At 62.8% G+C, this 25,665-nt stretch carries 29 protein-coding genes; 12 read left to right on the plus strand and 17 right to left on the minus strand.

Annotated features, from left to right (window positions below; genetic code table 11):
* Nucleotides 1-79: 79 nt before the first annotated feature.
* Both DOD19_RS10480 and DOD19_RS10485 read left to right on the plus strand, forming a co-directional pair.
* Entirely contained in the window at nt 80-874 is a 795-nt protein-coding gene (locus DOD19_RS10480) for a thymidylate synthase (protein WP_112185371.1), read from the plus strand.
* Between the two features lie 4 nt (nt 875-878).
* A complete protein-coding gene (locus DOD19_RS10485) occupies nt 879-1,382 on the plus strand; it encodes a dihydrofolate reductase (RefSeq protein WP_112185373.1) in 504 nt (167 codons plus the stop codon).
* Between the two features lie 64 nt (nt 1,383-1,446).
* On the opposite strand, the gene pmbA is transcribed toward DOD19_RS10485, so the two are convergent.
* A complete protein-coding gene (gene pmbA / locus DOD19_RS10490; RefSeq protein WP_112185375.1) occupies nt 1,447-2,820 on the minus strand; it encodes a metalloprotease PmbA in 1,374 nt (457 codons plus the stop codon).
* A 93-nt stretch (nt 2,821-2,913) separates the two neighbouring features.
* Between pmbA and yjgA the strand changes: the two genes are divergently transcribed.
* Nucleotides 2,914-3,531, plus strand: coding sequence for a ribosome biogenesis factor YjgA (yjgA, locus tag DOD19_RS10495; protein WP_275426884.1), 618 nt, complete (start codon nt 2,914-2,916; stop codon nt 3,529-3,531).
* Nucleotides 3,528-4,175, plus strand: a complete 648-nt coding sequence (gene mog / locus DOD19_RS10500) for a molybdopterin adenylyltransferase (RefSeq protein ID WP_112185377.1) — start codon at nt 3,528-3,530, stop codon at nt 4,173-4,175. Before yjgA ends, mog begins: the two co-directional genes overlap by 4 nt.
* A 3-nt stretch (nt 4,176-4,178) precedes the next feature.
* On the opposite strand, the gene orn is transcribed toward mog, so the two are convergent.
* Nucleotides 4,179-4,835: an oligoribonuclease gene (orn, locus tag DOD19_RS10505; protein WP_024976236.1), complete on the minus strand. Its 657-nt coding sequence runs from the start codon at nt 4,833-4,835 to the stop codon at nt 4,179-4,181.
* Nucleotides 4,836-4,899: 64 nt separating this feature from the next.
* On the opposite strand from orn, the gene DOD19_RS10510 reads away from it, so the two are divergent.
* From DOD19_RS10510 to DOD19_RS10520, 3 genes are read left to right on the plus strand one after another with little or no spacing between them, the layout of a single operon-like run.
* Nucleotides 4,900-6,159 (plus strand): M48 family metallopeptidase, encoded by a 1,260-nt coding sequence (locus DOD19_RS10510; RefSeq protein ID WP_112185379.1) that lies wholly within the window; start codon nt 4,900-4,902, stop codon nt 6,157-6,159.
* Complete coding sequence (rsgA, locus tag DOD19_RS10515; protein WP_112185380.1) at nt 6,156-7,103, plus strand: ribosome small subunit-dependent GTPase A; 948 nt, start codon at nt 6,156-6,158, stop codon at nt 7,101-7,103. The genes DOD19_RS10510 and rsgA overlap by 4 nt, the downstream gene beginning before the upstream one ends.
* Nucleotides 7,104-7,133: 30 nt before the next feature.
* Nucleotides 7,134-7,448, plus strand: coding sequence for a hypothetical protein (locus DOD19_RS10520; protein ID WP_024976239.1), 315 nt, complete (start codon nt 7,134-7,136; stop codon nt 7,446-7,448).
* Between the two features lie 31 nt (nt 7,449-7,479).
* Here the strand turns inward: DOD19_RS10520 and DOD19_RS10525 are convergent, their stop codons facing one another.
* The 6 genes from DOD19_RS10525 to rpsP all read right to left on the minus strand — a co-directional run bounded on the left by DOD19_RS10525 (nt 7,480) and on the right by rpsP (nt 11,546).
* Nucleotides 7,480-8,421, minus strand: coding sequence for a CobD/CbiB family protein (locus DOD19_RS10525; protein WP_112185382.1), 942 nt, complete (start codon nt 8,419-8,421; stop codon nt 7,480-7,482).
* Nucleotides 8,422-8,529: 108 nt separating this feature from the next.
* The gene (locus DOD19_RS10530; protein ID WP_112185384.1) at nt 8,530-9,225 is read right to left on the minus strand and encodes a CoA pyrophosphatase; all 696 of its coding nucleotides are present in this window, start codon (nt 9,223-9,225) and stop codon (nt 8,530-8,532) included.
* Nucleotides 9,226-9,331: 106 nt separating this feature from the next.
* Nucleotides 9,332-9,718 (minus strand): 50S ribosomal protein L19, encoded by a 387-nt coding sequence (gene rplS / locus DOD19_RS10535; protein ID WP_004629138.1) that lies wholly within the window; start codon nt 9,716-9,718, stop codon nt 9,332-9,334.
* A 73-nt stretch (nt 9,719-9,791) separates the two neighbouring features.
* Nucleotides 9,792-10,580, minus strand: coding sequence for a tRNA (guanosine(37)-N1)-methyltransferase TrmD (trmD, locus tag DOD19_RS10540; RefSeq protein WP_024976242.1), 789 nt, complete (start codon nt 10,578-10,580; stop codon nt 9,792-9,794).
* A gap of 23 nt (nt 10,581-10,603) precedes the next feature.
* The gene (gene rimM, locus DOD19_RS10545) at nt 10,604-11,158 is read right to left on the minus strand and encodes a ribosome maturation factor RimM (protein ID WP_024976243.1); all 555 of its coding nucleotides are present in this window, start codon (nt 11,156-11,158) and stop codon (nt 10,604-10,606) included.
* Nucleotides 11,159-11,291: 133 nt separating this feature from the next.
* Nucleotides 11,292-11,546, minus strand: a complete 255-nt coding sequence (rpsP, locus tag DOD19_RS10550) for a 30S ribosomal protein S16 (RefSeq protein ID WP_024976244.1) — start codon at nt 11,544-11,546, stop codon at nt 11,292-11,294.
* Nucleotides 11,547-11,691: 145 nt separating this feature from the next.
* Between rpsP and DOD19_RS10555 the strand changes: the two genes are divergently transcribed.
* From DOD19_RS10555 to DOD19_RS10570, 4 genes are all read left to right on the plus strand, one after another.
* The gene (locus tag DOD19_RS10555; protein WP_112185386.1) at nt 11,692-12,765 is read left to right on the plus strand and encodes a sorbosone dehydrogenase family protein; all 1,074 of its coding nucleotides are present in this window, start codon (nt 11,692-11,694) and stop codon (nt 12,763-12,765) included.
* Nucleotides 12,766-12,958: 193 nt separating this feature from the next.
* A complete protein-coding gene (locus DOD19_RS10560) occupies nt 12,959-13,348 on the plus strand; it encodes a hypothetical protein (RefSeq protein WP_024976245.1) in 390 nt (129 codons plus the stop codon).
* 130 nt (nt 13,349-13,478) lie between these two features.
* Nucleotides 13,479-13,661 carry a hypothetical protein gene (locus tag DOD19_RS10565; protein ID WP_024976246.1) on the plus strand — a complete coding sequence of 61 codons (183 nt, stop codon included), beginning with the start codon at nt 13,479-13,481 and terminating at the stop codon, nt 13,659-13,661.
* A gap of 188 nt (nt 13,662-13,849) precedes the next feature.
* Nucleotides 13,850-14,305, plus strand: a complete 456-nt coding sequence (locus tag DOD19_RS10570) for a TM2 domain-containing protein (RefSeq protein ID WP_024976247.1) — start codon at nt 13,850-13,852, stop codon at nt 14,303-14,305.
* Here the strand turns inward: DOD19_RS10570 and DOD19_RS10575 are convergent, their stop codons facing one another.
* The 3 genes from DOD19_RS10575 to DOD19_RS10585 all read right to left on the minus strand — a co-directional run bounded on the left by DOD19_RS10575 (nt 14,306) and on the right by DOD19_RS10585 (nt 17,694).
* Nucleotides 14,306-15,430: a PA0069 family radical SAM protein gene (locus DOD19_RS10575; RefSeq protein WP_024976248.1), complete on the minus strand. Its 1,125-nt coding sequence runs from the start codon at nt 15,428-15,430 to the stop codon at nt 14,306-14,308.
* Nucleotides 15,431-15,512: 82 nt separating this feature from the next.
* Nucleotides 15,513-17,132 carry an alkaline phosphatase D family protein gene (locus DOD19_RS10580; protein WP_112185388.1) on the minus strand — a complete coding sequence of 540 codons (1,620 nt, stop codon included), beginning with the start codon at nt 17,130-17,132 and terminating at the stop codon, nt 15,513-15,515.
* Nucleotides 17,133-17,196: 64 nt separating this feature from the next.
* Nucleotides 17,197-17,694, minus strand: coding sequence for an Lrp/AsnC ligand binding domain-containing protein (locus DOD19_RS10585; RefSeq protein ID WP_024976250.1), 498 nt, complete (start codon nt 17,692-17,694; stop codon nt 17,197-17,199).
* A gap of 122 nt (nt 17,695-17,816) precedes the next feature.
* On the opposite strand from DOD19_RS10585, the gene DOD19_RS10590 reads away from it, so the two are divergent.
* Nucleotides 17,817-19,106 (plus strand): D-amino acid dehydrogenase, encoded by a 1,290-nt coding sequence (locus tag DOD19_RS10590; RefSeq protein WP_112185390.1) that lies wholly within the window; start codon nt 17,817-17,819, stop codon nt 19,104-19,106.
* 65 nt (nt 19,107-19,171) lie between these two features.
* Here the strand turns inward: DOD19_RS10590 and DOD19_RS10595 are convergent, their stop codons facing one another.
* The 6 genes from DOD19_RS10595 to DOD19_RS10620 all read right to left on the minus strand — a co-directional run bounded on the left by DOD19_RS10595 (nt 19,172) and on the right by DOD19_RS10620 (nt 25,581).
* On the minus strand, nt 19,172-20,956 hold the full coding sequence (locus DOD19_RS10595; protein ID WP_112185391.1) for an acyl-CoA dehydrogenase: 1,785 nt from the start codon (nt 20,954-20,956) through the stop codon (nt 19,172-19,174).
* Between the two features lie 169 nt (nt 20,957-21,125).
* The gene (locus DOD19_RS10600) at nt 21,126-22,061 is read right to left on the minus strand and encodes an FAD-binding protein (protein ID WP_112185393.1); all 936 of its coding nucleotides are present in this window, start codon (nt 22,059-22,061) and stop codon (nt 21,126-21,128) included.
* A gap of 54 nt (nt 22,062-22,115) precedes the next feature.
* On the minus strand, nt 22,116-22,865 hold the full coding sequence (locus DOD19_RS10605; RefSeq protein ID WP_112185395.1) for an electron transfer flavoprotein subunit beta/FixA family protein: 750 nt from the start codon (nt 22,863-22,865) through the stop codon (nt 22,116-22,118).
* Between the two features lie 189 nt (nt 22,866-23,054).
* A complete protein-coding gene (locus tag DOD19_RS10610; protein ID WP_024976255.1) occupies nt 23,055-23,855 on the minus strand; it encodes a MetQ/NlpA family ABC transporter substrate-binding protein in 801 nt (266 codons plus the stop codon).
* A gap of 33 nt (nt 23,856-23,888) precedes the next feature.
* On the minus strand, nt 23,889-24,542 hold the full coding sequence (locus DOD19_RS10615; RefSeq protein WP_012761567.1) for a methionine ABC transporter permease: 654 nt from the start codon (nt 24,540-24,542) through the stop codon (nt 23,889-23,891).
* Nucleotides 24,532-25,581, minus strand: coding sequence for a methionine ABC transporter ATP-binding protein (locus DOD19_RS10620; RefSeq protein ID WP_024976257.1), 1,050 nt, complete (start codon nt 25,579-25,581; stop codon nt 24,532-24,534). The genes DOD19_RS10615 and DOD19_RS10620 overlap by 11 nt, the downstream gene beginning before the upstream one ends.
* Nucleotides 25,582-25,665 lie beyond the last annotated feature (84 nt).

The following is a 25,665-nucleotide window of genomic DNA, read 5'->3' on the forward strand; positions in this document are numbered from 1 at the left end:
TACAGTCGACGCCGCGCCGCTCACGTTACAATGCGGCTCACCCGATATCCGACGCCCTCGCCTCTTCGCCCGCGCTCGCATGAAGCCTTATCTCGACCTGATGCGCCATGTCTACGAACATGGCACCGACAAAGCCGACCGCACCGGCACCGGCACGCGATCCGTGTTCGGCCACCAGATGCGCTTCAACCTGCAGGATGGCTTTCCGCTAGTGACCACCAAGAAGGTCCACATCAAGTCCATCGTCTATGAACTGCTGTGGTTCCTCCAGGGCTCGACCAACGTGCGGTGGCTGCAAGACAACGGCGTGACGATCTGGGACGAATGGGCTGACGCCGACGGCGAGCTGGGCCCCGTGTACGGCTCCCAGTGGCGCTCGTGGCCGACGCCCAACGGCGAACACATCGACCAGATCGCCGAGCTGATCGCGCAGATCAAGCGCAACCCCGATTCGCGCCGGCTGATTGTCTCCGCCTGGAACGTGGCCGACATCCCGCGCATGAAGCTGCCGCCCTGCCACGCGTTCTTCCAGTTCTATGTGGCTGACGGCAAGCTGTCGTGCCAGCTCTACCAGCGCAGCGCCGATATCTTCCTTGGCGTGCCGTTCAACATTGCCAGCTACGCGCTGCTCGTGCATATGGTTGCGCAGCAGACTGGCCTCGATGTGGGCGATTTCGTCTGGACCGGTGGCGATTGCCACCTCTATAACAACCACTTCGAACAAGTCGAAACGCAGCTCGCGCGTGAACCGCTGCCGTTGCCGAAACTGCATATCAAGCGCAAGCCTGAAAGCATCTTCGACTACCAATACGAAGACTTTGAGATCGTCGGCTATCAGAGCCACGCTGCGATCAAAGCACCGGTGGCCGTGTAACCGTATGACCATCCTGACGCTCATCGTCGCCCGCGCCCGTAACGGCGTGATTGGCCGCAACAACACCCTGCCCTGGCGGCTTCCCGAAGATCTCGCGCACTTCAAGCGCACCACAATGGGCGCGCCCATCGTGATGGGCCGCAAGACGTACGATTCGATCGGCCGCCCGCTGCCGGGCCGACGCAACATCGTCGTCACGCGCAATGCCAAGCTCGAACTGCCGGGCTGCGAGATAGCATTTTCGATGGAAGATGCGCAGCGCCTGTGCGTCGGCGCCGAGCAGATCTTCCTGATCGGTGGCGCGCAACTGTATGCGGATGCCCTCCCGAGCGCAGACCGCCTGATCGTCACGGAAATCGACGCCGATTTCGAAGGCGATGCATACTTTCCCGCGCCCGACCCCAAGCTCTGGCACGAAGTCGCACGCGAGACGCACCACGCGGCGGCACCCAATGATTTCGACTACGCGTTCGTTACCTACGAACGCCCGCCATCGAACGAGCAGTAACTGGCGACAGGCAATAAAAAACGCGCTCAGTTCCGAGCGCGTTTTTTATTTCGGCGGTGGCGATTTATTCGCCAGCAATCGTCATCTGCTCGATCAGGATCGAGCCGGTTTCCTTCGTACCGCGTACCAGCGCATCGGCACCGATGGCGACAATCTGGCGGAACATCTCACCCAGGTTGCCGGCAATCGTAATTTCTTCCACCGGGTACTGAATCACGCCATTTTCAACCCAGTAGCCTGACGCGCCGCGCGAGTAATCACCCGTCACGTAGTTCACGCCTTGGCCCATCAGCTCGGTTACCAATAGGCCCGTGCCCATGCGGCGCAGCATGCCGGCAAAGTCGTCTTCGGGCGTGGTCTTGTCGGAGAACAACGTCAGGTTATGCGAGCCGCCGGCGTTGCCCGTGGTTTGCATGCCGAGCTTGCGCGCGGAATACGTCGACAGGAAGTAGCCCTCCACCACGCCGTTCTTCACCACATCGCGGCGCTGCGTGCGCACGCCTTCCTCGTCGAACGGCGCGCTGCCCATGCCGTTGAGGACGTGAGGGTCTTCCGTGATCTGCACATGCGGCGCGAAAACTTCCTTGCCCAGCGTATCGAGCAGGAACGTCGACTTGCGATACAACGCGCCGCCCGACACCGCCTGCACAAAGGCGCCCAGCAAACCTGCAGCCAGCGGCGCCTCGAACAACACGGGGCACTTGCGCGTTGTCAGCCGGCGCGCGGACAAACGCGCCAGCGCACGTTCCGCCGCGTACTTGCCGATCGCTTCCGGTGCGGCCAGATCGTCCGGCGAGCGCTTGGATGAATACCAATCGTCGCGCTGCATATGCGCGCCCGAACCGGCGATCGGCGCAGCCGAAATGAAGTGACGCGAATACGGGTAGCCCGCCATGAAACCGCGCGACGTGGCCAAGACGAAGTGCGAATGCTGGGCCGAGATGCTCGAGCCATCGCTGTTGCGGATCTTCGGGCTTACGGCAAAGGCAGCGGCTTCAGCGGCGCGTGCGATCTCCACGGCAGCTTCGGCGTCAATCATCCACGGGTGATAGAGCTGCAGGTCTTGCGGGTGCTTCTCCAGCAGTTCTTCTTCTGCCAAACCGGCGCAATCATCGTCGGCGGTGAAGCGCGCAATGTTGTAGGCAGCCTCGACGGTGGACCGCAGTGCCGCCGGCGAAAAGTCCGACGTGCTGGCGTTGCCACGCTTCTTGCCGAGCATGACCGTCACGCCAACAATCTTGTCGCGGTTCTGCTCGATGGTCTCGATCTCGCCCTTGCGCACCGTGACAGACAGGCCTTGGCCTTCGGAGATTTCCGTTGCGGCATCGGAGGCGCCGAGTTCACGGGCAATGCGGAGCACATCGGAGGCCATCTCCTCGAGCTGTTCGCGGCGGTAGGCAAACACAGGGGCGGTCTTGGAATCGGGCGTTTGAGACATAGGCAATGGAGGGGAGAAACGGGTGCCGGGATTTTGCCAAAAGCGGGCAAGAACTGGCGAAAGCGCCCATCATAGCAAGATACAATGCGCGCCATGAGCCGAGCATCCCGACACAACCCCACGTATCTCCAACCCGTCGTGCGCACCGACATCGGTGACGAGGACGATCCGGATACGCCCAAGAGCAAATCGCAGCGCAAGCGCGAGGTGAACGCCTTGCAAGACCTGGGCACCGCCTTGGAAGCGCTGCCCAAGGACAAACTCGCCAAGGTGCCGCTGCCCGAAAAGCTGCTCGACGCCCTGCGCGAAGCCAAACGCACCACCGCCCATGAAGGCAAGCGCCGCCAGATGCAGTACATCGGCAAGCTGATGCGCGCCCTGACCGACGAGGAAGTCGAAGCCATTCGCCGCGTCCTGGCCACCTTCGTTGGCGCTTCCAAGGCGGAAACCGCACGTCTGCACGCCATCGAGCGTTGGCGCGACCGCCTGATCGCCAGCGACGACGCCGTTACCGAGTTCATTGCAGCGCACCCGGATTCCGACGTGCAGGCGCTGCGTACGCTGGTGCGCAATGCGCGCAAGGAAGCACAGCTGGCCAAGCCGCCCAAGTCGTCGCGCGAGCTGTTCCAAATGGTCAAGCAGGCCCTGTCCGGCAATGACCGCGACGAAGACGACGCCGATCAACCCGAAGCCGAAGGCGACGACGCATGACAGCCCCTGCCCCCTCCGCGCCGATCACCCGCCGCCACGCCGACGAACTGATCGTCGGTTTTGTGTCGATCTCAGACCGCGCCTCGGCCGGCACGTACCAGGATGAAGGGATTCCCGCGCTGCGGGACTGGTTTGGCACCGCGCTATCGTCGCCGTGGCAAGGGGTGGAGCGGCTGATTCCGGACGAACAAGCGGCGATTGCCGAAACACTGATCGACCTCGTCGACCATGCCGGCTGCGATCTGGTGCTCACCACGGGCGGCACTGGCCCGACGCGCCGCGATGTGACGCCCGAGGCCACGCTGGCCGTCGCCACGAAGGAAATGCCGGGTTTTGGCGAGCAGATGCGCCAGATCAGCCTGCATTTCGTTCCGACGGCGATTCTGTCGCGTCAGGTAGCGGTGATCCGCGAAACGCCGTCGCGCGCCACGCTGATCATCAACCTGCCCGGGCAGCCGCGCGCCATCAAGGAAACGCTGGAAGGTTTGAAGGATGTGGAAGGCCGCGCCACGGTGCCGGGCATCTTTGCGGCTGTGCCGTACTGCATCGACCTGATCGGCGGCCCGTATGTCGAGACGCACGACAGCGTGGTCAAGGCCTGGCGGCCCAAGCACGCTGTACGTGTAAAACCGCTGCAGGTTTAACGCTTACGGGGCGACCGAAGACGCCAGCGCTTCAGCGTCCGGCGTTTGCGGCACGTCGCGGATGAAGTGCTCGCGGTAATAGCGCAGCTCTTCGATCGACTCGATGATGTCTGCGAACGCCGTGTGCCGCTGGTGCTTCGTAAAGCCCTTGGCAATGGCCGGTTGCCAGCGCTTGCAGAGTTCCTTGAGCGTGGAGACGTCCAGGTTGCGGTAGTGGAAGTACTCCTCGAGCTTGGGCATGTAGCGCGCCATGAAACGGCGGTCCTGGCAGATGGAGTTACCGCACATCGGCGACTTGCTCTTCGGCACCCACTTCTTGAGGAACGCCAGCAGTTCGGCTTCCGCTTCCGCTTCGGTCGTGGTCGACGCCTTGACCTTGTCGATCAGACCCGAACGGCCGTGCGTGCCCTTGTTCCACGCGTCCATGCCGTCGAGCAGCTCGTCGGACTGATGGATCACCAGCACTGGGCCTTCAGCCAGGATGTTCAGCTCCGAATCCGTCACCACCACGGCCACTTCGATGATGCGATCGTTGTCGGGGCTCAGGCCGGTCATCTCCATGTCGAGCCAGACAAGGTTGTTATCGCTCTTGGCGGCAACGCGGTTGGCGGGCGAGGAGGATGCGACGGACGAAACAGGGGTACTCACTGGGGTGCTCACTCAAGGGCCTTGAGAAAATGACTGAAGGCTATAATTTTCGCATATCTGATAGGTGTTTCCCCACATGCCCGCCTTTACCGCTGTCTTCCTGATCGCCCTTGTATTGATGTCCGCCACGCGCCTGTGGCTAGCCGCGCGGCAAGTCCGTCACGTGGCGCGTCACCGCGATGCCGTGCCTGCGCAGTTCGCCGAGTCGATCACACTGGACATGCACCGCAAGGCCGCGGACTACACCATCGCTCGCACCCGCCTGGCGATGCTGGAAGTGCCGGTTCAGGCCGCCCTGCTGATCGCCCTGACGCTGCTCGGCGGGCTGAACTGGATCAACCAGGCATGGCTGGGCGTGTTTGGCCCCGGTTATGCGTATGGCGTGGCGCTGATCGCATCGGTCATCGCGATCAGCAGCGTGATCGAGTTGCCGTTTTCGCTGTATGGCCAGTTTGTCGTGGAAGAACGATTCGGCTTCAACCGCATGACGTTCAAGCTATGGTTGGCCGACAACCTCAAGGGCTTGGCCATCGGCACCGTGCTGGGCCTGCCGCTGCTGCTGGCGGTGCTCTGGCTGATGGGCAAGATGGGCGCGTACTGGTGGCTTTACACCTGGATCGTATGGATGGCGTTCATGCTGTTTGTTCAGGCGATCTACCCAAACGTCATCGCACCGCTCTACAACAAGTTCACTCCGCTGCAGGACGAGGAAATGCGCTCGCGCATCGAAAGCCTGCTCAAGCGCTGCGGCTTCGCCAGCAAGGGCCTGTTCGTGATGGACGGCAGCCGCCGCAGCGCCCACGGCAACGCTTACTTCAGCGGCTTTGGTGCAACCAAGCGCATCGTCTTCTTCGACACGCTGCTCGCCCGCCTGAATTCGTCCGAAATGGAAGCCGTGCTCGCGCATGAGCTGGGCCATTTCAAGCGCCACCACATCACCAAGCGCATCGCCGTGACGTTCGTTCTGAGCCTCGGTGCACTGGCGCTGCTCGGCTGGCTCATGACGCGCACGTGGTTCTACCTGGGCCTAGGCGTCGCGCCGAACCTGTTCTCCGACAACCACGCGCTGGCACTGATGCTGTTTTTCCTGATGCTGCCGGTATTCACGTTCTTCGTCTCGCCGCTGGCGAGCCTGTCATCGCGCAAGGACGAATACGAAGCAGATGCCTTCGCCGCCGAGCACTCCGATGCCAATCAACTCGTCTCGGCGCTGGTCAAGCTGTTCCAGGACAACGCATCGACGCTCACCCCGGACCCGGTCTACTCAACGTTCTACTATTCGCACCCCACTGCATCGCAGCGTGTGGAGCGCCTTGTACAGGCCCGCACGGCATGACGCGCGGCAAACTGGGCCGCGCCCATAAGCAGGCCGCCACTGGCGAACACGGGCTCGTCATCGCCGCACACGGGCGCCATTACCTGGTAGAACGCGAAGGCGGCGGTTTCCTGCAATGCTTCCCGCGCGGCAAGCGCAGCGAATGCGCTGTCGGCGATCGCGTGGTCTATGAAGCCACCGCCGTCGACCAGGGCGTCGTCGTGCGCGTGGACGAGCGCCGTAACCTGCTCCACCGCTCAGACCAGTTCAAATCGAAGGTGCTGGCAGCGAACCTGGATCAGATCATCATCATGCTCGGCACCGAGCCGAGCTTTTCGGAAGACCTGCTCGGCCGCGCGCTTGTCGCGGCAGAGTCCCTCGGGATCACCCCTCTGATCCTGCTCAACAAGATCGACCTGACCGCGCGGTTGGAGACGGCGCGCTCGCGCTTGGCCCTCTACCGAGAGCTGGGTTACACGATCGTGGAATTGACCGTGCATGGCGCGCCGGACGCCGCGCACGCCGCGCTCGAACCGCACGTGGCTGCGCGCGCTTCGATCCTGATCGGACAGTCGGGCATGGGCAAATCATCGCTGCTGAATCTGCTGATTCCGGGCGTGGACGCGCAAACGCGGGAGATATCCGAGAAGCTGGATTCCGGCAAGCATACGACCACGTTCACGCGGCTCTATCACCTACCCGCTGAATGGGGCCAGGGCGGCGTGCTGATCGACTCGCCGGGCTTCCAGGAATTCGGCCTGCATCACCTGAGCGAAGGCATGTTGGAACGCGCCTTTCCCGAATTCCGCCCCCGCCTGACCGAGTGCCGCTTTTATAACTGCCGACACCTGCAAGAACCCGGCTGTGGCATTCTGGGTGCGATTACCGAAGGCAAGATCGATCCACGGCGGCACCAGCTTTACGCGCAACTGCTGCACGAATCGGAGCAACAGAAGCCTTGGTAGCGGCTTCGTAACACGTTCGGGGAGGCTGAGATGAAGTTGCTGATCAGCAGTTCATCGCTCGGCATGGCAGCACACTGGCAAAACGTGCTGTCTGCCGCCGGCATCCGCACCGAGCTGCGCAACATTTACCTGAGCAGCGTAGCGGGTGACGTTCCTCCGCAGGACTGCGCAGCGCAAGTGTGGCTCGTGAACCCGGCGCAGGAAGCGCAGGCCCGAGCGCTGATCGATCAAGCGCAGCATCCGCCGACCGGTCCGGCATGGCGTTGCGTGCATTGCGGAGAGAGCCACGAGCCGCAGTTCGCCCAGTGCTGGCGCTGCGGCAAAGACCGCGAGGATGCGGCCTGATTGATCGTTCAGCGGCTAGGTGACAGCCGCATCAGCCCAACCACACGGCAATCGACAGCATCGCCAGCAGCAGCATCCACAGCACCACCGCGCGCCACACCAGTCCCACAGCTGACTGCAGCGTGCGTACGTTCGGCTCCTGCCCCACTTCCATTGGATAGGCGCCGTCCTCGTCGGCAATGCTATCGACCGAATCGCGTTGCGGAATGGGCGTGCCAAGGCGCACGCCCAGTGCACCGCCGCCGGCCGCCAGCAGGATGCCATTCACTTCGTCGTTCCACTTGGCAGCGCGGTTGCGCCACGCGTACACGGCATCTTCAAAGTTACCGACGATGGAGAAGCCGATCGCAGTCAGGCGCGCGGGGATGTAGTCGATGACGAAAAATGCCTGACGGGCAAAGAGACCGAGCGCGGGGCTGCGCTCCGTCGACGTATCGCTCCAGTGGCGAGCGAGGTATTCAGCGCCGCGGTACAACACCACACCCGCGGGGCCGATCGGCACCAGGAACCAGAAGAACACGCCAAACACGTGACGATGCGCCGCCACGATCGCGCATTCGAGCGTATGGCGGACGATCTCATTGACAGGCATGTCGGTCGTGTCCTGCCCCGACCATTCGTTGAGGAGCAGGCGCGCAGTGACAACGTCATCGCTGCGCAGCGCCTCGTGGATATCGGTGAAGTAGTGGCTGAACTGGCGGAAACCAAGCGTCAGATAGACCATCAGCACGTTCCATAGGAACGCCAGCCCAAGGCTGATCGACGACAGCAGATAGTGCACCAGCGCCACGACCACCACGGCCGGTAGCGTGACCACACACCAGGCGAGCACGGCGTCGCGACGATGGCCCGTGTCGAACCATTCTTCTGCCCGCGCGGCCAGTGCGCGCACGACGTCGTAGATCGGGTTGTCCCGGCTGAGCGCACGGAACTGTTCAAGAATCAGCGCGCAGAGTACGGAGAAAAAAGTCATTGGAAGGGCGTTGCGAAGGCGTGGATCACGCCGTGGAGGCGATGTGCAAGACGATAGCACACAGCGTGCGCGCAACAGCGCACCTTGGGGCCCATATTCGCGCCGACGCTACGCTGCCAACAGGTGATACAAGTTGCGCAGCATACCCGCCGTCGCACCCCATATGAAGTGATGACCAGAGTCAGACTCTTGGCCAGAGCGCCGATATGGCATCGCATAGAAACGACGCACACGGTCTTCCCACCGCAGTTCGCGCACTTCGTGGTTGGCCGGGTCCATCAAAAAGGCCAGCGGCACTTCAAACACCTCGGCCACTTCACTTGGGTCGGGCTGAAGTGTGAAATCAGGCACCAGCAACCCGACAATCGGGCTCACGTGGAAACCCGTCCCGGTGATGTAGTCAGGCAAGCTACCGATCACCTCGATGTGATCCGCACTGATGCCGACCTCCTCCATCGTTTCGCGCAGCGCCGTGTCGACCATGTCCCGGTCAAAGTCCTCGCGCCCGCCGCCCGGAAAGCTGACTTGGCCAGCATGTTGGCTAAGCGACGCATTGCGTTGCGTCAGCAGCACCGTCAAACCCGCCTCGCGCTGCACCAGCGGCACCAGCACCGCTGCCTCGCGCAACTTGAGCGAAGCGTCGATCAGGCGGGATTCGTCCGTCTGCTCCGGCTGCCAGTCGGGCGGCATTTGCAGCCGTTCACGCACGAACTCGGCGGTCAGCCGCGTGACCCCGAGCGCCGGCAATGATGCCTCGGTCGGCACCACCGGCAACTGCTCAGGATCGAACACAGGACGGCGCATCGGATGGGAATGAATGAGTTGTGGGCGGAAGACACACATGTGGTCAATCTTCCGCCGCAAAAGAGAAAAAAGGCACCCGAAGGTGCCTTTTCGCAACGCGCGCAGATTACTCCGCTGCGGCTTCCTTGCGCTTGAAGGTCAGCTTCTCCTTGATGCGTGCCGACTTGCCCGAGCGTTGGCGCAGGTAGTACAGCTTCGCACGGCGCACATCACCGCGACGCTTCACTTCGATGCTGGCCAGCAGCGGCGAGTACAGCTGGAACGTACGCTCCACGCCTTCGCCCGAAGAGATCTTGCGAACGATGAACGACGAATTCAGGCCACGATTGCGCTTGGCAATCACGACGCCTTCATACGCCTGCACACGCTTGCGGGTGCCTTCAACGACGTTCACGTTGACGATCACGGTGTCACCAGGGGCGAACGGGGGGATCGTCTTGTTGGCCGTCAGGCGCTTGATTTCTTCCTGCTCGATTTGCTCGATGAGATTCATCTTTTTCTCCTAGACCATCATGCCGGCGTTTTGCCTGATCGGTTGACCGCGGCCCCGGTAGAGGATGGGAACTTCACTTGGCCGAACCTTCCGGTATGGAAGTCTCTGACCCCTTTGCCGTTATCGCCGCGGCAGCGAGGAAGACCTCATCGCTGCGGGACAACAAACCCTGCTTGCGCGCTGCCTCGATCAGATCGGGCCGCTTGCGCATCGTATTCAACAGCGCCTGCTGGCGGCGCCACTTCTCGATCTCGGCGTGGTGACCACCCAGCAGCACATCTGGCACACGCACACCTTCGTACTCTTCCGGCCGCGTGTAGTGCGGGCAGTCCAGCAAACCATTGACGAAACTGTCTTGCACTGCCGACTGCGCATCGCCCAGCACGCCGGGCAACTGCCGCACTACGGCGTCGATGATCGCCATCGCTGCAATCTCTCCGCCGGAGAGGACGAAATCGCCAAGGCTGATTTCCTCATCTACTCGACGGTCGACCAGACGTTGATCGATCGCTTCATAGCGCCCGCACAACAACGTGAGCGCCGGCAGCTGCGCCAGCTCCATCACCCGCTTGTGCGTGAGCGGCTTGCCTTGCGGCGACAGCAGCACCACATGCGACGCCGCCGGCGCTTGCGCCTCGTGAATTGCATCCAGCGCAGCTTCCAGCGGCTTGGCCAGCATCACCATGCCTGGACCACCGCCGTAAGGGCGGTCGTCCACGGTACGGTAGTTGTCCGTCGTGAAATCGCGCGGGTTCCAGGTGCGCAACGTGTACACCTGCTGTTTGGCTGCGCGGCTGGTGATCCCCCAGTCCGTCAGCGCCCGGAACATGTCCGGAAACAGCGAGACGACGTCAAACTGCATCGCCGAATTCTCCGGCCGCATGTTCAGTAATCCAGACCCCAGTCGACGACGATGCGCTTGCCTGCGACATCCACCGACTTCACGTAAACCTCGACAAATGGCACGAGCCGCTCGACCTCGCCTTCACCGACGATACGCAGGACTTGATGCGCACCGTTGTCGATCAGGCCGGCCACCGTGCCAAGCGTTTCCTGTTGCTCGTTGACGACCGTGGCGCCGATCAGATCGACCCAGTAGAACTCGTCATCGTCCGGCTCGGGAAAATCGGCCCGGCTGACCCACACGGCATAGCCGCGCAGTGCCTCGGCGACGTTGCGGTCGGGCGCGGCAGGCGAACCCGCCACCACCGTACCGCTATGCTCGCGCGACGTGCCAACGGGAAACACCAGCCAGTCTGCCGACGTTGCCAACGCGCCAGCAGGCGGCTTGAGCCACCACGTGCGGGCATTCAACAGCGCGTCGGCATCGCCGTGCAACTGGACCTTGATCCAACCGCGAATACCGTAGGCCCCACCGACATAACCCACCTCGACGAGATCGTCTGGGAGCGTCGGATTGGTGCCTGCCCCCGGGCGCATGGCTTGCAGCCGTTCAGCAACCTTTTGCGAGGTTACTTGCGTTGCGGCAGCCACAGGACCGGGCCGTGTCGATGCGGCGCGCGTCACAGCAGGAAGTGCTCGGACGGCACCGTCGATCGACGCATGCTAAAACTTAGGCAGCAGCTTTCTTGCCGTTTTGCTTCACCAGACGGGCAACCGTCGGCGAGAGTTGTGCGCCCACGCCTTCCCAGTAGGTCAGGCGGTCTTGCACGATGCGCAGACCTTCTTCGCCTTCACCGGCGAGCGGGTTGTAGAAACCGACGCGCTCGATGAAACGGCCATCACGGCGGTTACGCGAGTCGGTCGCAACGATATTGAAGAACGGGCGCTTCTTGGAGCCACCGCGGGCCAGACGGATCACGACCATGGATCTATTCCTTGAAAAACTGGGTATGCGTACAGAGAAACACGCAAGTATAGCGCAATTTCTCCGACCAAACAAACACTTAGGCGTAGCGAGTGGAGATGCCGGGCGGCACGCGCGGCAAGGACGGTACGTAAAGCCCGCCATTGTGGTCGCAGCTTGGCTTGGTGCAGTGACTGCGGCGCTCGCCAAGCTCCCCATCGAGACACTCCACGTACCGCCCGGCTTCCGTGTCGAGGTGCTGACCGACGCGATGCCGGCCGCACGTGAAATGGCGCTTTCTCCGGGCGGCATTCTTTATGTTGGGAGCCGCGTCGGCAAAGTCTACGCGATGCCATTGCAGACCCCGAATGCGCCGATCCATGTGGTGGCGTCCGGGCTGCAACTCCCTGTTGGCGTGGCATGGCGTGACGGCAACCTTTATGTGTCTGCGGTTTCGCGTGTGGTGCGGCTCGATGGCATCGACAAGCGACTCGGCAATCCACCCGAGCCCGTGGTCATCAACGACAAGCTGCCGACGGAAACGCATCACGGTTGGAAATTCATTGCATTCGGGCCAGACGGAAAACTGTATGTGCCTGTTGGTGCACCCTGCAATATCTGCCGCCCGGATGAAAACCGGTACGCCAACATCATGCGCATGAACGCCGACGGCAGCGGCTTGGAACTGGTGGCGCGAGGCATTCGCAACACGGTCGGCTTCGACTGGCACCCGACCACGCACGAATTGTGGTTCACCGACAACGGCCGTGATCTGATGGGTGACGACGTGCCCGACGACGAGCTGAATCGCATCACCAAACCCAATCCGCACTTCGGCTACCCGTTCTGCCACGCGGGCAACATTCCGGACCCGGAATTCGGGGCCGGACACCCATGCAGCAACTACGTGCCCCCTGTCGCCAAGCTCGGGGCGCATGTGGCGGCATTGGGCATGCGGTTTTATTCAGGGATCAGCTTTCCGGCTGAGTACCGGAACAACATCTTCATTGCCGAGCATGGCTCCTGGAACCGATCGTCGAAAGTGGGCTACCGCGTCATGCGCGTCGCACTGGACGCTGCCGGCAATGTGACGAAGCAGGAACCGTTCGCGCACGGCTGGTTGCAGGGCGAACAGCCGTGGGGACGTCCAGCGGATGTGCTCGTGGCACCCGACGGCAGCCTGCTGGTGTCCGACGACTTGGCCGGCGCTGTGTATCGCATCCGCTACACAGGGAAATGACCTCGGCGCCGCCCTTCGCCATGGCAAAGCGTGCACGAAACATCTCGTTACACGGGTAACGTTCGGACAGTGGATGCCTGCTGAGTGAAGCCTTACATTGACAAGCATGAACACGCGCTGCCGATCTCTGTTGCACATACCAGAAGCACGCGGCGCGTGGCGCTTTCGAATCCTTGCCCGACAGGAGATAGCCATGCCGATTCGCGCATTGCTTCGCCCCTTGGCGGCAGGCGTTCTGATCGTCGCCTCTGCGGGCGCTGTGGCTGCCAACGCATCGGCGCGTCAAGCCGCCGTCGCCTTTGCAAAATCCGCCCTGCCCGTCTGGACGCAAACGGCACAGACGATGCCGCAGGAGCGTCCGTTGGTGGCGCAATTCTTTGCCGACACGCGTAGCGAGCAGGCGGCCCGCATCCGCGCACAAATGGAGCGCATGGAAGCGCGTGCCCGTGCCGATGATCGCCTCAATGGCCGGGTTCAACCTCGGGATGGCGGCGGCCGCGGCGACTGGCAGCAGCAGGAACGCATGCGCCAGGAACGCGGCAACGGCGACCAAGGCAACTGGCGCGGCTCGCGCCGGGGCTAAGGCCCACGCGCCGCCGCATTTCACATCCCGGAACTTGCCGGGGCACGCCTGAGTCGTACTAGGATGCTACGTGCACACGTTTGGCATGCACGCATGCATCACACCAATCACAACGACAACAGGTGCTTCAATGTCATCCCCTCTCCACCGCCATGTGCGGCTTATCCTCGGCCTGATCTGGACCACGGCCTTTATGCTGATGCTCGCTCACCTGCTCTACGGTGAAGTCGGTTCGCGCCATCAAGCACCTCGGCTACAGCAAGACGCGACGGTTTCGATGAGCGTGCCATCGCTGCGTCCGGTTCCGATTTAGTGATCCTGCCTCTCCTGCCGCAAGCGCTCCGCAGCGTTGCGCGCATCCGGCCGAACCGACGGCCTCTTCTTCCAGTTGCTGATGCGTCTTTAGGACGCGCTCCCGGCGCCGCCATTTTGGCTGCGCCGCGGTTGATGTTGGGCGTAGAATGCGCGGCGCTGTCTCTTGCCGTGTGTCCACCGCCCGCTATGCCTACGACCGCTCTCCAGAAAAAATCCAAGCTGTTGACCGTGCTGCTCGCCTTCCTGTTCGGTAGCGTGGGCGCGCATCGCTTCTACCTCAAGGGCGGACGCGACTTCTGGGCGTGGTCGCAAGTGCTTGCCATGATGCTCGGTGCGGTTGGCGTGGCGCTGCTATGGTCGACGCAGCGTGCGAGCATCCCGGGCTGGGTCTGCGCAATAATCGGTGGATCTTCAGTGCTGGCGGGCTATCTGTCTGCGCTGGTCTACGGCCTGCGCCCCGACGAAAAATGGGATGCACAATTCAATGCCGACGGGACGCCCACGCATTCGGGCTGGCCTGTCGTATTGCTCAGCGTCCTCACGCTGATGATCGGCACGGGCCTGCTGATGGCCGGTCTCGCCATTACTTTCCAGACGTATTTCGAAACGCAGGTGCAGGCAGCGAAAGAACTGTCGCAGTAGTCAAAACAAGCTGCCCTGGCGCTCATCGACCGGTTTTCGCGGCTTGGCAGCGCGCGCCGGAGGTTTGAACTGCGAGGTATCAAGCACCAGTTCATTGTAGCGGTGGTAACTGAAGCCGAGCCTGTCGGCGGTCTTGTAGAAACGCTGCCGCAATAAGTCCGCCCAGATGCCGGTGCCGCGCATGCGCGTGGCGAAATCCGCCTTGTAATCCTGCCCGCCGTGCAGATCGCGGATGCGGTTCATCACGCGTTGCGCCCGGTCGGGAAAATGCGCCATCAGCCAATCCTGGAACACCGCGTTCAGCTCATTCGGCAAGCGCAGCACGATGTAGCTCGCGTACGTGGCGCCCGCCTCGTGCACAGCCTCCAAAATCTGCTCCATGTGGTCGTCCGTGATGAAGGGAATCATCGGCGCGACGCTGACTCCCACCGGAATACCCGCCTCGGCCAGCGTACGAATCGTGCGCAGGCGGCGCGACGGCGTGGCGGCGCGAGGCTCCAGCTTGCGCGCCAGATCGGCGTCAAGCGTGGTGATCGTAACGGCCGCTACGACGAGGTTCTTAGCCGCCATCGGGGCAAGCAGATCGATGTCGCGCTCAATCAATGTCGACTTAGTGATGAGCCCGACCGGGTGATCGCAATCGTGCAGCACCTGTAGCACGTCGCGCGTGATGCGCAACTCGCGCTCGATCGGCTGATACGCATCGGTGTTCACGCCCAGCGCAATCGCCTCGCAACGGTAGCCGGGCTTGGCCAGCGTCTCACGCAGCACCTCGGCGGCATTGGCTTTCGCGAACAGCTTGGTCTCAAAATCGAGCCCCGGCGACAACTCCAGATACGCATGCGTGGGCCGCGCAAAGCAATACACGCAACCGTGCTCACACCCGCGATACGGGTTCAGCGACACCCCAAACGGAATATCCGGCGACTGGTTATGGCTCAGGATCGAGCGCGCGCGTTCGATGGAGACGGAGGTCTGGATGCGCGGCGGCGCGTCATCCGGATCGAGGTGCCCGACAAGCGGTTGCCAGCCGTCGTCGACGCGCGTGCGTTCGTCGCGTTCGAAGCGGCCTTGCAGATTGGAAGTGGCGCCGCGTCCCTTGCGGGGGACGTGGCGATCGGACATATCGGACACAGCGGAACAGAATGGATGCGGGGGCTTGCTGATCCTATCGCATCCGCCCCCGCCCCGCTGCGGGTGACACCGGCTACGCCTCGGGATCGAGCTTCACTTCCCAGAGCGATTTGCCGTCTAGATCGTGAAGCGACACGTGCATCGTGCGCGTGGACGGATCAATCTTGGCGCGCCCGTAATACTGCTGCAGCGCCGCTGGCGACTGGTTCTGTGGGTTGTCCTTGGGAATGCTGATGTAACGCAGGTCCGGCCCAAAGGTTTGGTCGACTTCGTTCGGCCCGAACGTGCCCGCGTTGATCGGTCCGCCGACGAATTCCCAGAACGGCTTGAACTCCGTGAACTTCGCGCGCGATGGGTGGTAGTACGTGGCCTGTGCGTAGTGCACATCAGCCGTCACCCACACCACGTTCTGGATGTTCTCCTGCTTGATGAAGCGCAGTATCTCAGCCAGTTCCAGTTCGCGGCCCGACGGCGCGCCATCATCCGCATTGGCCCAGGCTTCGTAGGTGCCCTTGGGCACGTCCGGATTCAGATCGGGCACGACCAGCGAGATCGGCATGTCGCTGGCAATCACCTTCCAAGTCGCCTTCGACTGCTTGAGCGATTGCTTGAGCCATGCCGCTTGCGCCGGGCCGAGGAAGGCCGAATCGGCATCCAGCCAGGTCTGGCGGTTCGGCGAGTTGCGCCCGCGGTAGCTACGCTCGTCCAGCATGAACACGTCGAGCAGCGGCCCGTATTGGAACGCGCGATAGATTTGCTCGGGGTCGATCGGGTTGAAGCGGAACGGGTTGTACTCGAACATCGCCTGCTTCGCGCGCGCCGCCAATAGCGACGCGCTGCGCTCCTGGTAGCGCTTCTCTTCCGGGCCGATCTGCTGGCCGGGATACCAGTTGTTGCGCACTTCGTGGTCGTCCCACTGCACGAGGAACGGCACTTCAGCCGAGAACGCCCGCTTGTTTTTGTCGAGCTGGTTGTAGGCGAAGGCACCCCGATAATCGTCGAGCGTTTGTGCAACGTGCGACTTGGCCTCGGTGACGAGGTTGGTCCACATCGAGCCGTCGGGCAGCTTCACCTCGGCCTGGATCGGGCCATCGGCGTAGATCTGGTCGCCAGAGTGGATGAAGAAGTCGGGCGATTCGCGGCGCATCGCTTCGTACAGCCGATAGCCACCAAAGCGCTCGTTGATGCCCCAGCCTTGGCCGGCTTCATCGCCGGAGAAGACGAAGCAGATCGGGCGATTGGCCGACACGGGTGCCGCGCGAAACCGGCCAGTGACGGGCTCGCTGAAGACTTTGTCGTGCACGAGGTCCTGGAAGCGGACGCGGTAGAACATGTCAGCGCCAGCGGGCAGGCTCGTCAAGTCAACGCGGGCTGTGAGCCCGCCGCTTTCGAGGGCCGCTGGGCCAACGCGGCGCGCGACGTTTTTGAAGGCGGCGTCCGTCGAGTATTCGACGATCATGCGCGCAGGCCGATCGGTGCGGCTCCAGACGATGGCACTGTCGGCGGTGATATCACCGCTCATCACACCGCTAGGCAGTTGGGGGCGCAGGCGCTCGGACGTCACAGCAGCGGGCGCGACGCCCTGTGCCAGCACGTCGCCAATACGCGAGCCGAGCAGCGCGGTGCCGCTGGCGGAAACGAGGCCCTTGGTAAGCGTGCGGCGGGTCGGTTTGAAGATCGGCTGGTCGGACATGCGGGCTCCGGTGTCGGTGATGAAGGTGCCGGCCAGCCTAAGGCGTTTCCGTGACAACGCTACGTCACGCGGCCCCTTCCGTCACATCGATGGCGAGCGTCTCCTTGATCTCTTCCATCACGATGTAACTCTTGGACTGCACGGCGCCAGGCAACTGCAGCAGGATGTCGCCCAGCAAGCGGCGGTATTCGCTCATCTCGCGAATGCGCGCTTTGATGAGGTAATCGAAATCGCCCGACACCAGATGACACTCCAGCACCTCGGGAATGCGCAGCACCTCGCGCCGGAACTGCTCGAACATGTTGCCGGATTTGCTGCCCAGGCTGATCTCCACAAACACCAGCAGCGACGCGCCCAGCATGGCCGGGTTGAGCCGCGCGTAGTAGCCGAGGATGAAGCGTTCGCGCTCCAGCCGTTTAACACGCTCGATGCACGGCGTGATGGTCAGGCCGACCGCCTCGGACAGCTCCTTCATCGACAGCCGTCCGTCCTTTTGCAGCAGGTCGAGGATGCGCCGATCGAGCTTATCGAGGGCCCGGACGGGCTTGCGCTGGGTTCGCATGGTTGAAAACGCCTCGAAATCGAAATAGTTTCTGTTTCCGACAAATATACAGAAACAATTGCTGGTCTTGTACGAATACGATAGCGACATCTATCGCAAATGCATCTCTGGGGAGTATCACCATGCGCGTGCTCGTTCTTGGCAGCGGCGTGATTGGCGTGACCAGCGCCTATTACCTGGCCCGCGCGGGCCATGAAGTCACCGTCGTCGACCGGGAAGCCGGTCCGGCGCTGGAGACGAGCTTTGCCAATGCTGGCCAGATCTCGCCGGGCTACGCGTCGCCGTGGGCCGCCCCGGGCGTGCCGCTCAAAGCCATCAAGTGGATGTTCCAGCAGCACGCGCCGCTCTCCATCCGCCCCGACGGCACGCTCTTCCAACTCAAGTGGATGTGGCAGATGCTGCGCAACTGCGACGCCGCCAGCTATGCGCAAAACAAGGAGCGCATGGTCCGCCTGGCCGAATACAGCCGAGACTGCATCCGCGACCTGCGCGCCGACACCGGCATCGCCTACGAAGGCCGCCAGCAAGGCACGCTGCAAATCTTCCGCACCCAGCAACAGCTCGACGGCGCCGCGAACGACATCGCCGTGCTCGAGCGTGCTGGTGTGCCCTACGAACTGCTTTCACGCGAAGACCTCGTGCGCAGTGAACCAGGCCTGGCCTCGACCCGCCACAAGCTGGCCGGTGGCTTGCGCCTGCCCAATGACGAAACAGGCGATTGCCAACTCTTCACCACGCGCCTCGCCGCGATGGCGGAAGGGCTCGGCGTGCGCTTCCGTTTCAACAGCACGATCAACAGCCTCATCTTCAAGAACGACGCCGTACGCGGCGCGCTGGTCGACGGCCAGCCGATCGACGCCGATCTCGTGGTCGTGGCACTGGGCAGCTACAGCACGCCGTTCCTGAAGAATCTGGTGAACGTGCCGGTCTACCCGCTCAAGGGTTTCTCGATCACCGTACCGATGACCGACGCGGCGAAGAGCCCTGCGTCCACCATCCTGGACGAGACCTACAAAGTGGCCGTGACGCGCTTTGACGACCGCATCCGCGTGGGCGGCATGGCGCAGATCGTCGGCTATGACAAGCGCCTGGACCCGGGCAAGCGCAAGACGCTGGAGTTCGTGGTCAATGATCTGTTCCCGGGTGCCGGGGATGTGTCGCGCGCCTCGTTCTGGACCGGCCTGCGCCCGATGACGCCGGACGGCACGCCCATCGTCGGCCAGACGCCCGTGCGCGGCCTGTGGCTCAACACGGGCCACGGCACGTTGGGTTGGACCATGGCATGCGGCTCGGGCAAGCTGCTGTCGGATCTGGTGTCCGGCCGCTCGCCTGCCATCCGCTCGGATGACCTGTCGGTGTATCGCTACCTGGGCGGCACGCCGATGCCGGCAACCAAGCCTGCGCTGGCCTGATCACCTACGCTGCATGCAATAAAAAGGGAGGCCGAAGCCTCCCTTTTTTGTTCCGCTGATGCCGCTTAGAACTGCACTTCAGGCATCGCGCCGATCGTCTCGCCGCCCGTCAGCACGCTCTGCGCAATACCGGGTGCCTGCGTGAGCAACACGTCAGCGAACACGCGCGCGGTGGCGATCTTCGCGCCATAGAAGTTCGGGTCTTCGCTCTCGCGGTCGAGGGCCACCAGCAGCGCGCGCGCCATCTGCCAACCCGACAGCACGATCCCGCATAGGCGCAAGTAAGGCACACTGCCGGCGAACACGGCGTTCGGCTGCGTCTTGGTCTGGGCCACCACAAAACGCACCACCGATTCCATTGCCTCGCGGCCAGCAGCCAGTCGCGTACGCATCGCCTCGCAATGCGCACCGCCCTTGGCCGCAAGCGCCGCTTCCACCTTGGCGATTTCCGCGCAAATACCGAGTGCCACCGCACCACCGTCACGCACCGTCTTGCGGCCGATCAGATCGTTGGCCTGGATGGCGGTGGTGCCTTCGTAGATCGGGAGAATGCGCGCATCGCGGTAATACTGCGCAGCGCCCGTCTCTTCGATGAAGCCCATGCCGCCATGCACCTGGACACCAAGGCTTGTCACGTCGATCGACATCTCGGTGCTCCAACCCTTCACGATCGGCACCAGGAATTCGTACAGCGCTGCGTTCTGCTTGCGTGCAGCATCATCGGCAGCGTGATGGCCCGCATCGCACGCTGCAGCGGCCACGTAGGCCAGCGCGCGAGCGCCTTCGGTCATGGCACGCATCGTCAGCAGCATGCGCTTGACGTCGGGGTGGTGAATGATGGGCACGGCCTTGGCAGCAGAGCCATCTACCGGGCGGCTCTGCACGCGCTCGCGCGCATAGGCGACGGCCTTCTGATACGCGCGTTCCGACACGCCGATGCCTTGCATGCCCACCGCATAACGCGCCGCGTTCATCATGATGAACATGTATTCCAGGCCGCGATTTTCTTCGCCGACGAGCGTACCGATCGCCCCGCCGTTATCGCCAAATTGCAGCACGGCCGTCGGGCTCGCCTTAATGCCGAGTTTGTGTTCGATCGACACGCAATGCGCATCGTTGCGCGCGCCCAGCGAACCGTCTTCATTGACCATGAACTTCGGCACCACGAAAAGCGAAATCCCCTTCACGCCTTCGGGCGCGCCAGGCGTACGCGCCAGCACAAGGTGGACGATGTTCTCGGCCATGTCGTGCTCGCCCCAGGTGATGAAGATCTTCGTGCCGAAAATCTTGAACGTGCCGTCGCCTACCGGCTCGGCGCGCGTGCGTACGAGTGCCAGGTCGGACCCGGCCTGCGGCTCGGTCAGGTTCATCGTGCCTGTCCATTCGCCCGAGATAAGCTTGGGGACGAAAAGCTGTTTCTGCTCTTCGGTGCCGGCCGTCAACAACGCCTCGATGGCACCATCCGTCAGGAGCGGGCAAAGTGCGAACGACAAATTCGCCGCATTCAGCATTTCGATACACGCCGTGGCGATCAGCTTGGGCAAGCCCTGGCCGCCGTATTCCAACGGGTGCTGCACGCCCTGCCAGCCGCCTTGGCCGAACTGGGCGAAGGCCTCCTTGAAACCCGCGGTGGCCGTGACGACGCCGTCTTTCCAGCTACTCGGGTTGCGGTCGCCTTCCACATTGAGCGGCGCAACCACTTCACCGGTGAAGCGCGCGCTTTCTTCCAGCACGGCCTGGGCCGTATCGGCGGTGGCGTCTTCAAAGCCGGGCAGCTTGGCGACGTTGTCCAGGCCGGCCAGCTCGTTCATCACGAACAGCATGTCCTTGACTGGGGCTTGATAGGTCATGTCTCTCTCCAACTCTTGTTAAGCGCGATCAGGACAGTGCCTCATCGAGTGCGTGACGCACTCTCCTGATGGCGCTCGCGTACAAAAAAAGCCGTTTCCAAACAGGTCGGAAACGGCTTTGCGTCGGGCATTGCTGCGCGCTTCTCTTGATGCGCGCAGCGCGTTGCAATCAGCCCAGTGCGGTCACCAGCTCCGGCACGACGGCGTTCAGGTCGCCCACGAGGCCGTAGTCCGCCACCTGGAAGATCGGCGCTTCCGGATCCTTGTTGATCGCAACGATCACCTTGGAATCCTTCATGCCAGCCAAGTGCTGGATCGCGCCCGAGATACCGACGGCGATGTACAGCTGAGGCGCGACGATCTTGCCGGTCTGGCCGACCTGGTAGTCGTTCGGCACGAAGCCGGCGTCCACTGCGGCACGCGAGGCACCCAGCGCAGCGCCCAGCTTGTCCGCCAGCGGCGTCAGCACCTTGGTGTAGTTCTCACCGGAGCCCACGCCACGACCGCCCGACACGATGATCTTGGCAGCGGTCAGTTCCGGGCGATCGCTCTTCGTCACTTCGCGCGAGACGAATTGCGAGATGCCGGCGTCAGCCACGGCGGTCAGGCTTTCGGTTGCGGCGGAGCCACCGGTGGCGGCAGCGGGGTCGAATGCCGTGCCGCGCACGGTGATCACCTTCACCTTGTCGGCCGATTGCACGGTGGCAATCGCGTTGCCGGCATAGATCGGGCGCTCAAACGTGTCGGGGCTGTCGACCTTGGTGATGTCGGACAGTTGGGCCACGTCGAGCTTGGCGGCCACGCGCGGCAGGATATTTTTGCCGTAAGCGGTGGCGGGCGCCAGGATGTGGCTGTAGTTGCCGGCGATGGCCAGGGCCTGCTCGGCGACGTTTTCGGCCAGGCCATCAGCAAACTGGGGCGCGTCGGCCACCAGCACCTTGGCTACGCCGGCGATCTGCGCAGCGGCTTGTGCAGCGGCGCCGCAGCCAGCGCCGGCTACCAGCACGTGGACGTCACCGCCGCATTGGGCGGCTGCCGTCACGGTGTTCAGCGTCGCGGCCTTGATGGATTGGTTGTCGTGTTCAGCAATAACGAGTGCGGTCATCTTGATCTGCCTGTTCGGTGTGCTTGAAGTTGCGTGCAAATAGCGGATGACCGCTTACAGCACCTTGGCTTCGGTCTTGAGCTTGGCGACCAGCGTGGCCACATCGGGCACCATCACGCCGGCGCTGCGCTTGGCGGGCTCAACCACCTTCAGCGTCTTCAGGCGCGGTGCAACGTCCACGCCCAGGTCTTCCGGCTTGACTGTGTCGAGCTGCTTCTTCTTTGCCTTCATGATGTTCGGCAGCGTCACGTAGCGCGGCTCGTTCAGGCGCAGGTCGGTGGTGACCACGGCCGGCAGCTTGACCGACAGGGTTTCCAGGCCGCCGTCCACTTCGCGCGTGACCGAAGCCTTGCCGTCGGCAATCTGCACCTTCGAGGCAAACGTGGCTTGCGGCAGGCCGGCCAGCGCAGCCAGCATCTGGCCGGTCTGGTTGGCGTCGTCGTCAATCGCCTGCTTGCCGAGGATGATCAGCTGCGGCTGTTCCTTGTCGACCAGCGCCTTGAGCAGCTTGGCGACGGCCAGCGGCTGCAGCTCTTCGGCAGTCTCGACCAGAATGCCACGATCGGCGCCGATGGCCATGGCGGTGCGCAGGGTTTCCTGGCACTGCGTCACGCCGCACGAGACGGCGATCACTTCAGTAGCAATGCCCGCTTCCTTCAGGCGAACCGCCTCTTCCACGGCGATCTCGTCGAACGGGTTCATGCTCATCTTGACGTTGGCCAGATCGACACCGCTGCCGTCCGTCTTCACGCGAACCTTGACGTTGTAATCGATCACGCGCTTGACTGCGACCAGGACTTTCATGCGCTCACTCCACTAATTGATAAGACGATTTTGCAAAACGCCGGCCATTATAAGGGGGGCTGGTCGCTCGCGTAATTTTTCCGAACGGTCGTGCTATTTTAACCGCGAAAATTTGCCGGACGCCAGTCAAACGTCCGGCAATCTGTTCGGTAGAACCCTCTACCGGGTCACCGAGAAATCACAAAGTGATTACCAGGCCACAATCACCGCATCTTTGTACTTCGTCTTGACGAAGGACTTCACGGCGTCCGAATGATACGCCTTCACCAGCTTGGCGACCCAGGGTTGGTCCTTGTCGACAGCGCGGATGGCGATCACGTTGGCATACGGGCCTTTCGGGCTTTCGATGGCAATGCCGTCCTTGGTCGGGTCCAGGTTGGCCTTCTCGGCGTAGTTGCCGTTGATGGCGGCGGCATCCAGATCATCCAGCGAGCGCGGCAGTTGCGCGGCATCCAACTCGACAAACTTCAGCTTCTTCGGGTTCTCGGCCACGTCGCGGGGCGAGGCCTTGAAACCGGCGTTCGGCTTGAGCTTGATCACGCCTTGCGATTGCAGCAGCAGGAGCGCGCGGCCTCCGTTGGTCGGATCGTTCGGCAGGCCGAAGCGCGCACCGTCCTTCAGCTCCTTCAGCGACTTGATCTTCTTCGAGTAGATACCCATCGGGAAGGTGATGGTCTGGCCAACGCTTACGAACTTGTAGCCGCGCGTGGCAATCTGGTCGTCCAGATACGGCTGGTGCTGATAGCTGTTGGCGTCCAGATCGCCGGCAGCGAGGGCCGCGTTCGGCTGGATGTAATCGTTGAACTCGACGATCTGGAGCTTCAGGCCGTCCTTCTCGGCGACCTTCTTCACTTCTTCCATGATCTCTGCGTGCGGGCCGGCGGTCACGCCGATCTTGATCGGCTTGCTCTGCGCCAGGGCGCTGCCTGAGACCAACGCCAGTGCGGCACCAAGGCTCGCGGACCATTGCAGCAGTTGACGGCGATTCATTGTGTTTCCTCGTTGTGTCTGTCGATTGGGTGATTAACGGTGGCTCAGGCGGCGCACGAGCCAATCGCCCGTCGATTGCACTGCCTGCACAAAAACGATCAGGATGACGACAACCGCCAACATGATGTCCGATTCGTAGCGTTGATAGCCGTAGCGAATGCCCAGATCGCCCAGGCCGCCGCCGCCGATGGTGCCGGCCATGGCCGAGTAGCCGACAAGACTGACGAAGGTGATCGTCAGGCCGGCGAGAATGCCCGGCATCGCCTCGGGCAACAGCACCTTGTAGACGAGTTGACCCGTCGTCGCACCCATCGATTGGGCGGCCTCGATCAGGCCGCGGTCCACTTCGCGCAACGCGGTCTCAACCAGGCGTGCAACAAAGGGAATCGCAGCAATCGTCAGCGGCACGATGGCCGCGGCGGTGCCGATGGACGAGCCCGCCAACAAGCGTGTGAACGGAATCACCGCGACCAGCAGGATGATGAACGGCACCGAGCGCACGGCGTTGACGACAAGGCCTGCCACGCGGTTGAACACCGGTGCCGACAGCACGCCGCCCGAAGTCGTCAGATACAGCAGCACGCCCAGCGGCACGCCAAACAGCGCGCCAATGCCGCCCGACACGCCCACCATGGCGAGCGTTTCCCAGAAGGCCGGCAGGAACAGATCGGTCAGGTCAGACCACATGATTGATCTCCTCGACCACCACGCCTTGCTCGCGCAGGAAGTTCATCGCGTTATTGATGTCGGCGGTTTCGCCCGACGCCAGGATCGCCAGCGAGCCAAAGGCCTGGCCCTGAATTTCGTCGATATGGCCGTGCAGGATGTTGAAGTCGAGCCCGTAGTTGCGGATCGCCTGCGCCAGCACCGGCTGGTCTACGCCTGCGCCGGTAAAGGCGAGGCGGAACAGATGATCACGACCACCGTGCTCACGTGCGGTGAGACGGCTTTCCACGCGCGCCAGAACGGAGGCCGGCAATTCCTGCGAGATCACCTCGCCGATGAGAGCGCGCGTCACGTCATGCTCGGGCTTCAGGAACACGTCGATCACGCGGCCCAGTTCCACCACCAGGCCAGCGTCGAGCACCGCCACACGGTCGCACACCTGCTTGATGACTTCCATCTGGTGCGTAATCAGCACGATGGTCAGACCCAGTTCGCGGTTGATCTTGCGCAGCAGGTCAAGAATCGAGCGCGTCGTCTCCGGGTCCAGCGCGGAGGTCGCCTCGTCAGAGAGCAGCACATCCGGCTGGCTGGCCAGCGCGCGGGCGATGCCAACGCGCTGCTTCTGGCCACCAGAAATCTGCGCGGGGTAGCGGTCCTTATGCGCAGACAGGCCCACCAGTTCCAGCAGCGGCAACACGATCTCGCGTATGCGTTCACGCGACGTACCGGCCAACTCCAGCGGCAGGGCCACGTTGTCGTACACGGTGCGTGACGACAGCAAGTTGAAGTGCTGGAAGATCATGCCGATCTTGCGGCGCGCTTGGCGCAGGCCGTCGGCATTGAGTGCGGTGAGTTCCTGCCCCGCCACGGTGACAGTGCCAGACGTTGGGCGGTTCAGGAGATTGATGACGCGGACCAGCGTGCTCTTGCCCGCACCACTGCGGCCGATGATGCCGAAGATTTCTCCCCGGTCGATGGTGAGGTCCACCTCGCGCAGCGCGTGGACGTCATGGCCGCCCGCCCCCCGGAAGTGCTGCGATATCCCCTTGAGTTCGATCATGCGTACAGACAAAAACGGCAACCGCCCTGTGCCTAGGCCGTTGCCGTCTCTTTTTTGTTTGAATGAGGCGCTAGTGTAAGGCAG

The sequence above is a fragment of the Ralstonia sp. GX3-BWBA genome (assembly GCF_003290055.1).
GTDB classification, from domain to species: Bacteria; Pseudomonadota; Gammaproteobacteria; order Burkholderiales; family Burkholderiaceae; genus Ralstonia; species Ralstonia holmesii.

Bases quoted from the DNA above. Each gene is read 5' to 3' on its own strand.
- yjgA (WP_275426884.1), top strand. From the start codon at position 2,914: ATGAGCCGAGCATCCCGACACAACCCCACGTATCTCCAACCCGTCGTG.
- DOD19_RS10620 (WP_024976257.1), bottom strand. From the start codon at position 25,581: ATGATCGAACTCAAGGGGATATCGCAGCACTTCCGGGGGGCGGGCGGC.
- DOD19_RS10485 (WP_112185373.1), top strand. From the start codon at position 879: ATGACCATCCTGACGCTCATCGTCGCCCGCGCCCGTAACGGCGTGATT.
- DOD19_RS10510 (WP_112185379.1), top strand. From the start codon at position 4,900: ATGCCCGCCTTTACCGCTGTCTTCCTGATCGCCCTTGTATTGATGTCC.
- DOD19_RS10575 (WP_024976248.1), bottom strand. From the start codon at position 15,430: ATGTCCGATCGCCACGTCCCCCGCAAGGGACGCGGCGCCACTTCCAAT.
- DOD19_RS10520 (WP_024976239.1), top strand. From the start codon at position 7,134: ATGAAGTTGCTGATCAGCAGTTCATCGCTCGGCATGGCAGCACACTGG.
- rsgA (WP_112185380.1), top strand. From the start codon at position 6,156: ATGACGCGCGGCAAACTGGGCCGCGCCCATAAGCAGGCCGCCACTGGC.
- DOD19_RS10580 (WP_112185388.1), bottom strand. From the start codon at position 17,132: ATGTCCGACCAGCCGATCTTCAAACCGACCCGCCGCACGCTTACCAAG.
- DOD19_RS10525 (WP_112185382.1), bottom strand. From the start codon at position 8,421: ATGACTTTTTTCTCCGTACTCTGCGCGCTGATTCTTGAACAGTTCCGT.
- rplS (WP_004629138.1), bottom strand. From the start codon at position 9,718: ATGAATCTCATCGAGCAAATCGAGCAGGAAGAAATCAAGCGCCTGACG.
- DOD19_RS10600 (WP_112185393.1), bottom strand. From the start codon at position 22,061: ATGACCGCACTCGTTATTGCTGAACACGACAACCAATCCATCAAGGCC.
- DOD19_RS10590 (WP_112185390.1), top strand. From the start codon at position 17,817: ATGCGCGTGCTCGTTCTTGGCAGCGGCGTGATTGGCGTGACCAGCGCC.
- mog (WP_112185377.1), top strand. From the start codon at position 3,528: ATGACAGCCCCTGCCCCCTCCGCGCCGATCACCCGCCGCCACGCCGAC.
- DOD19_RS10605 (WP_112185395.1), bottom strand. From the start codon at position 22,865: ATGAAAGTCCTGGTCGCAGTCAAGCGCGTGATCGATTACAACGTCAAG.
- DOD19_RS10585 (WP_024976250.1), bottom strand. From the start codon at position 17,694: ATGCGAACCCAGCGCAAGCCCGTCCGGGCCCTCGATAAGCTCGATCGG.
- rimM (WP_024976243.1), bottom strand. From the start codon at position 11,158: ATGCGCCCGGGGGCAGGCACCAATCCGACGCTCCCAGACGATCTCGTC.
- DOD19_RS10530 (WP_112185384.1), bottom strand. From the start codon at position 9,225: ATGCGCCGTCCTGTGTTCGATCCTGAGCAGTTGCCGGTGGTGCCGACC.
- pmbA (WP_112185375.1), bottom strand. From the start codon at position 2,820: ATGTCTCAAACGCCCGATTCCAAGACCGCCCCTGTGTTTGCCTACCGC.
- DOD19_RS10610 (WP_024976255.1), bottom strand. From the start codon at position 23,855: ATGAATCGCCGTCAACTGCTGCAATGGTCCGCGAGCCTTGGTGCCGCA.
- DOD19_RS10570 (WP_024976247.1), top strand. From the start codon at position 13,850: ATGCCTACGACCGCTCTCCAGAAAAAATCCAAGCTGTTGACCGTGCTG.
- DOD19_RS10565 (WP_024976246.1), top strand. From the start codon at position 13,479: ATGTCATCCCCTCTCCACCGCCATGTGCGGCTTATCCTCGGCCTGATC.
- DOD19_RS10615 (WP_012761567.1), bottom strand. From the start codon at position 24,542: ATGTGGTCTGACCTGACCGATCTGTTCCTGCCGGCCTTCTGGGAAACG.
- DOD19_RS10560 (WP_024976245.1), top strand. From the start codon at position 12,959: ATGCCGATTCGCGCATTGCTTCGCCCCTTGGCGGCAGGCGTTCTGATC.
- DOD19_RS10595 (WP_112185391.1), bottom strand. From the start codon at position 20,956: ATGACCTATCAAGCCCCAGTCAAGGACATGCTGTTCGTGATGAACGAG.
- trmD (WP_024976242.1), bottom strand. From the start codon at position 10,580: ATGCAGTTTGACGTCGTCTCGCTGTTTCCGGACATGTTCCGGGCGCTG.
- rpsP (WP_024976244.1), bottom strand. From the start codon at position 11,546: ATGGTCGTGATCCGTCTGGCCCGCGGTGGCTCCAAGAAGCGCCCGTTC.
- DOD19_RS10480 (WP_112185371.1), top strand. From the start codon at position 80: ATGAAGCCTTATCTCGACCTGATGCGCCATGTCTACGAACATGGCACC.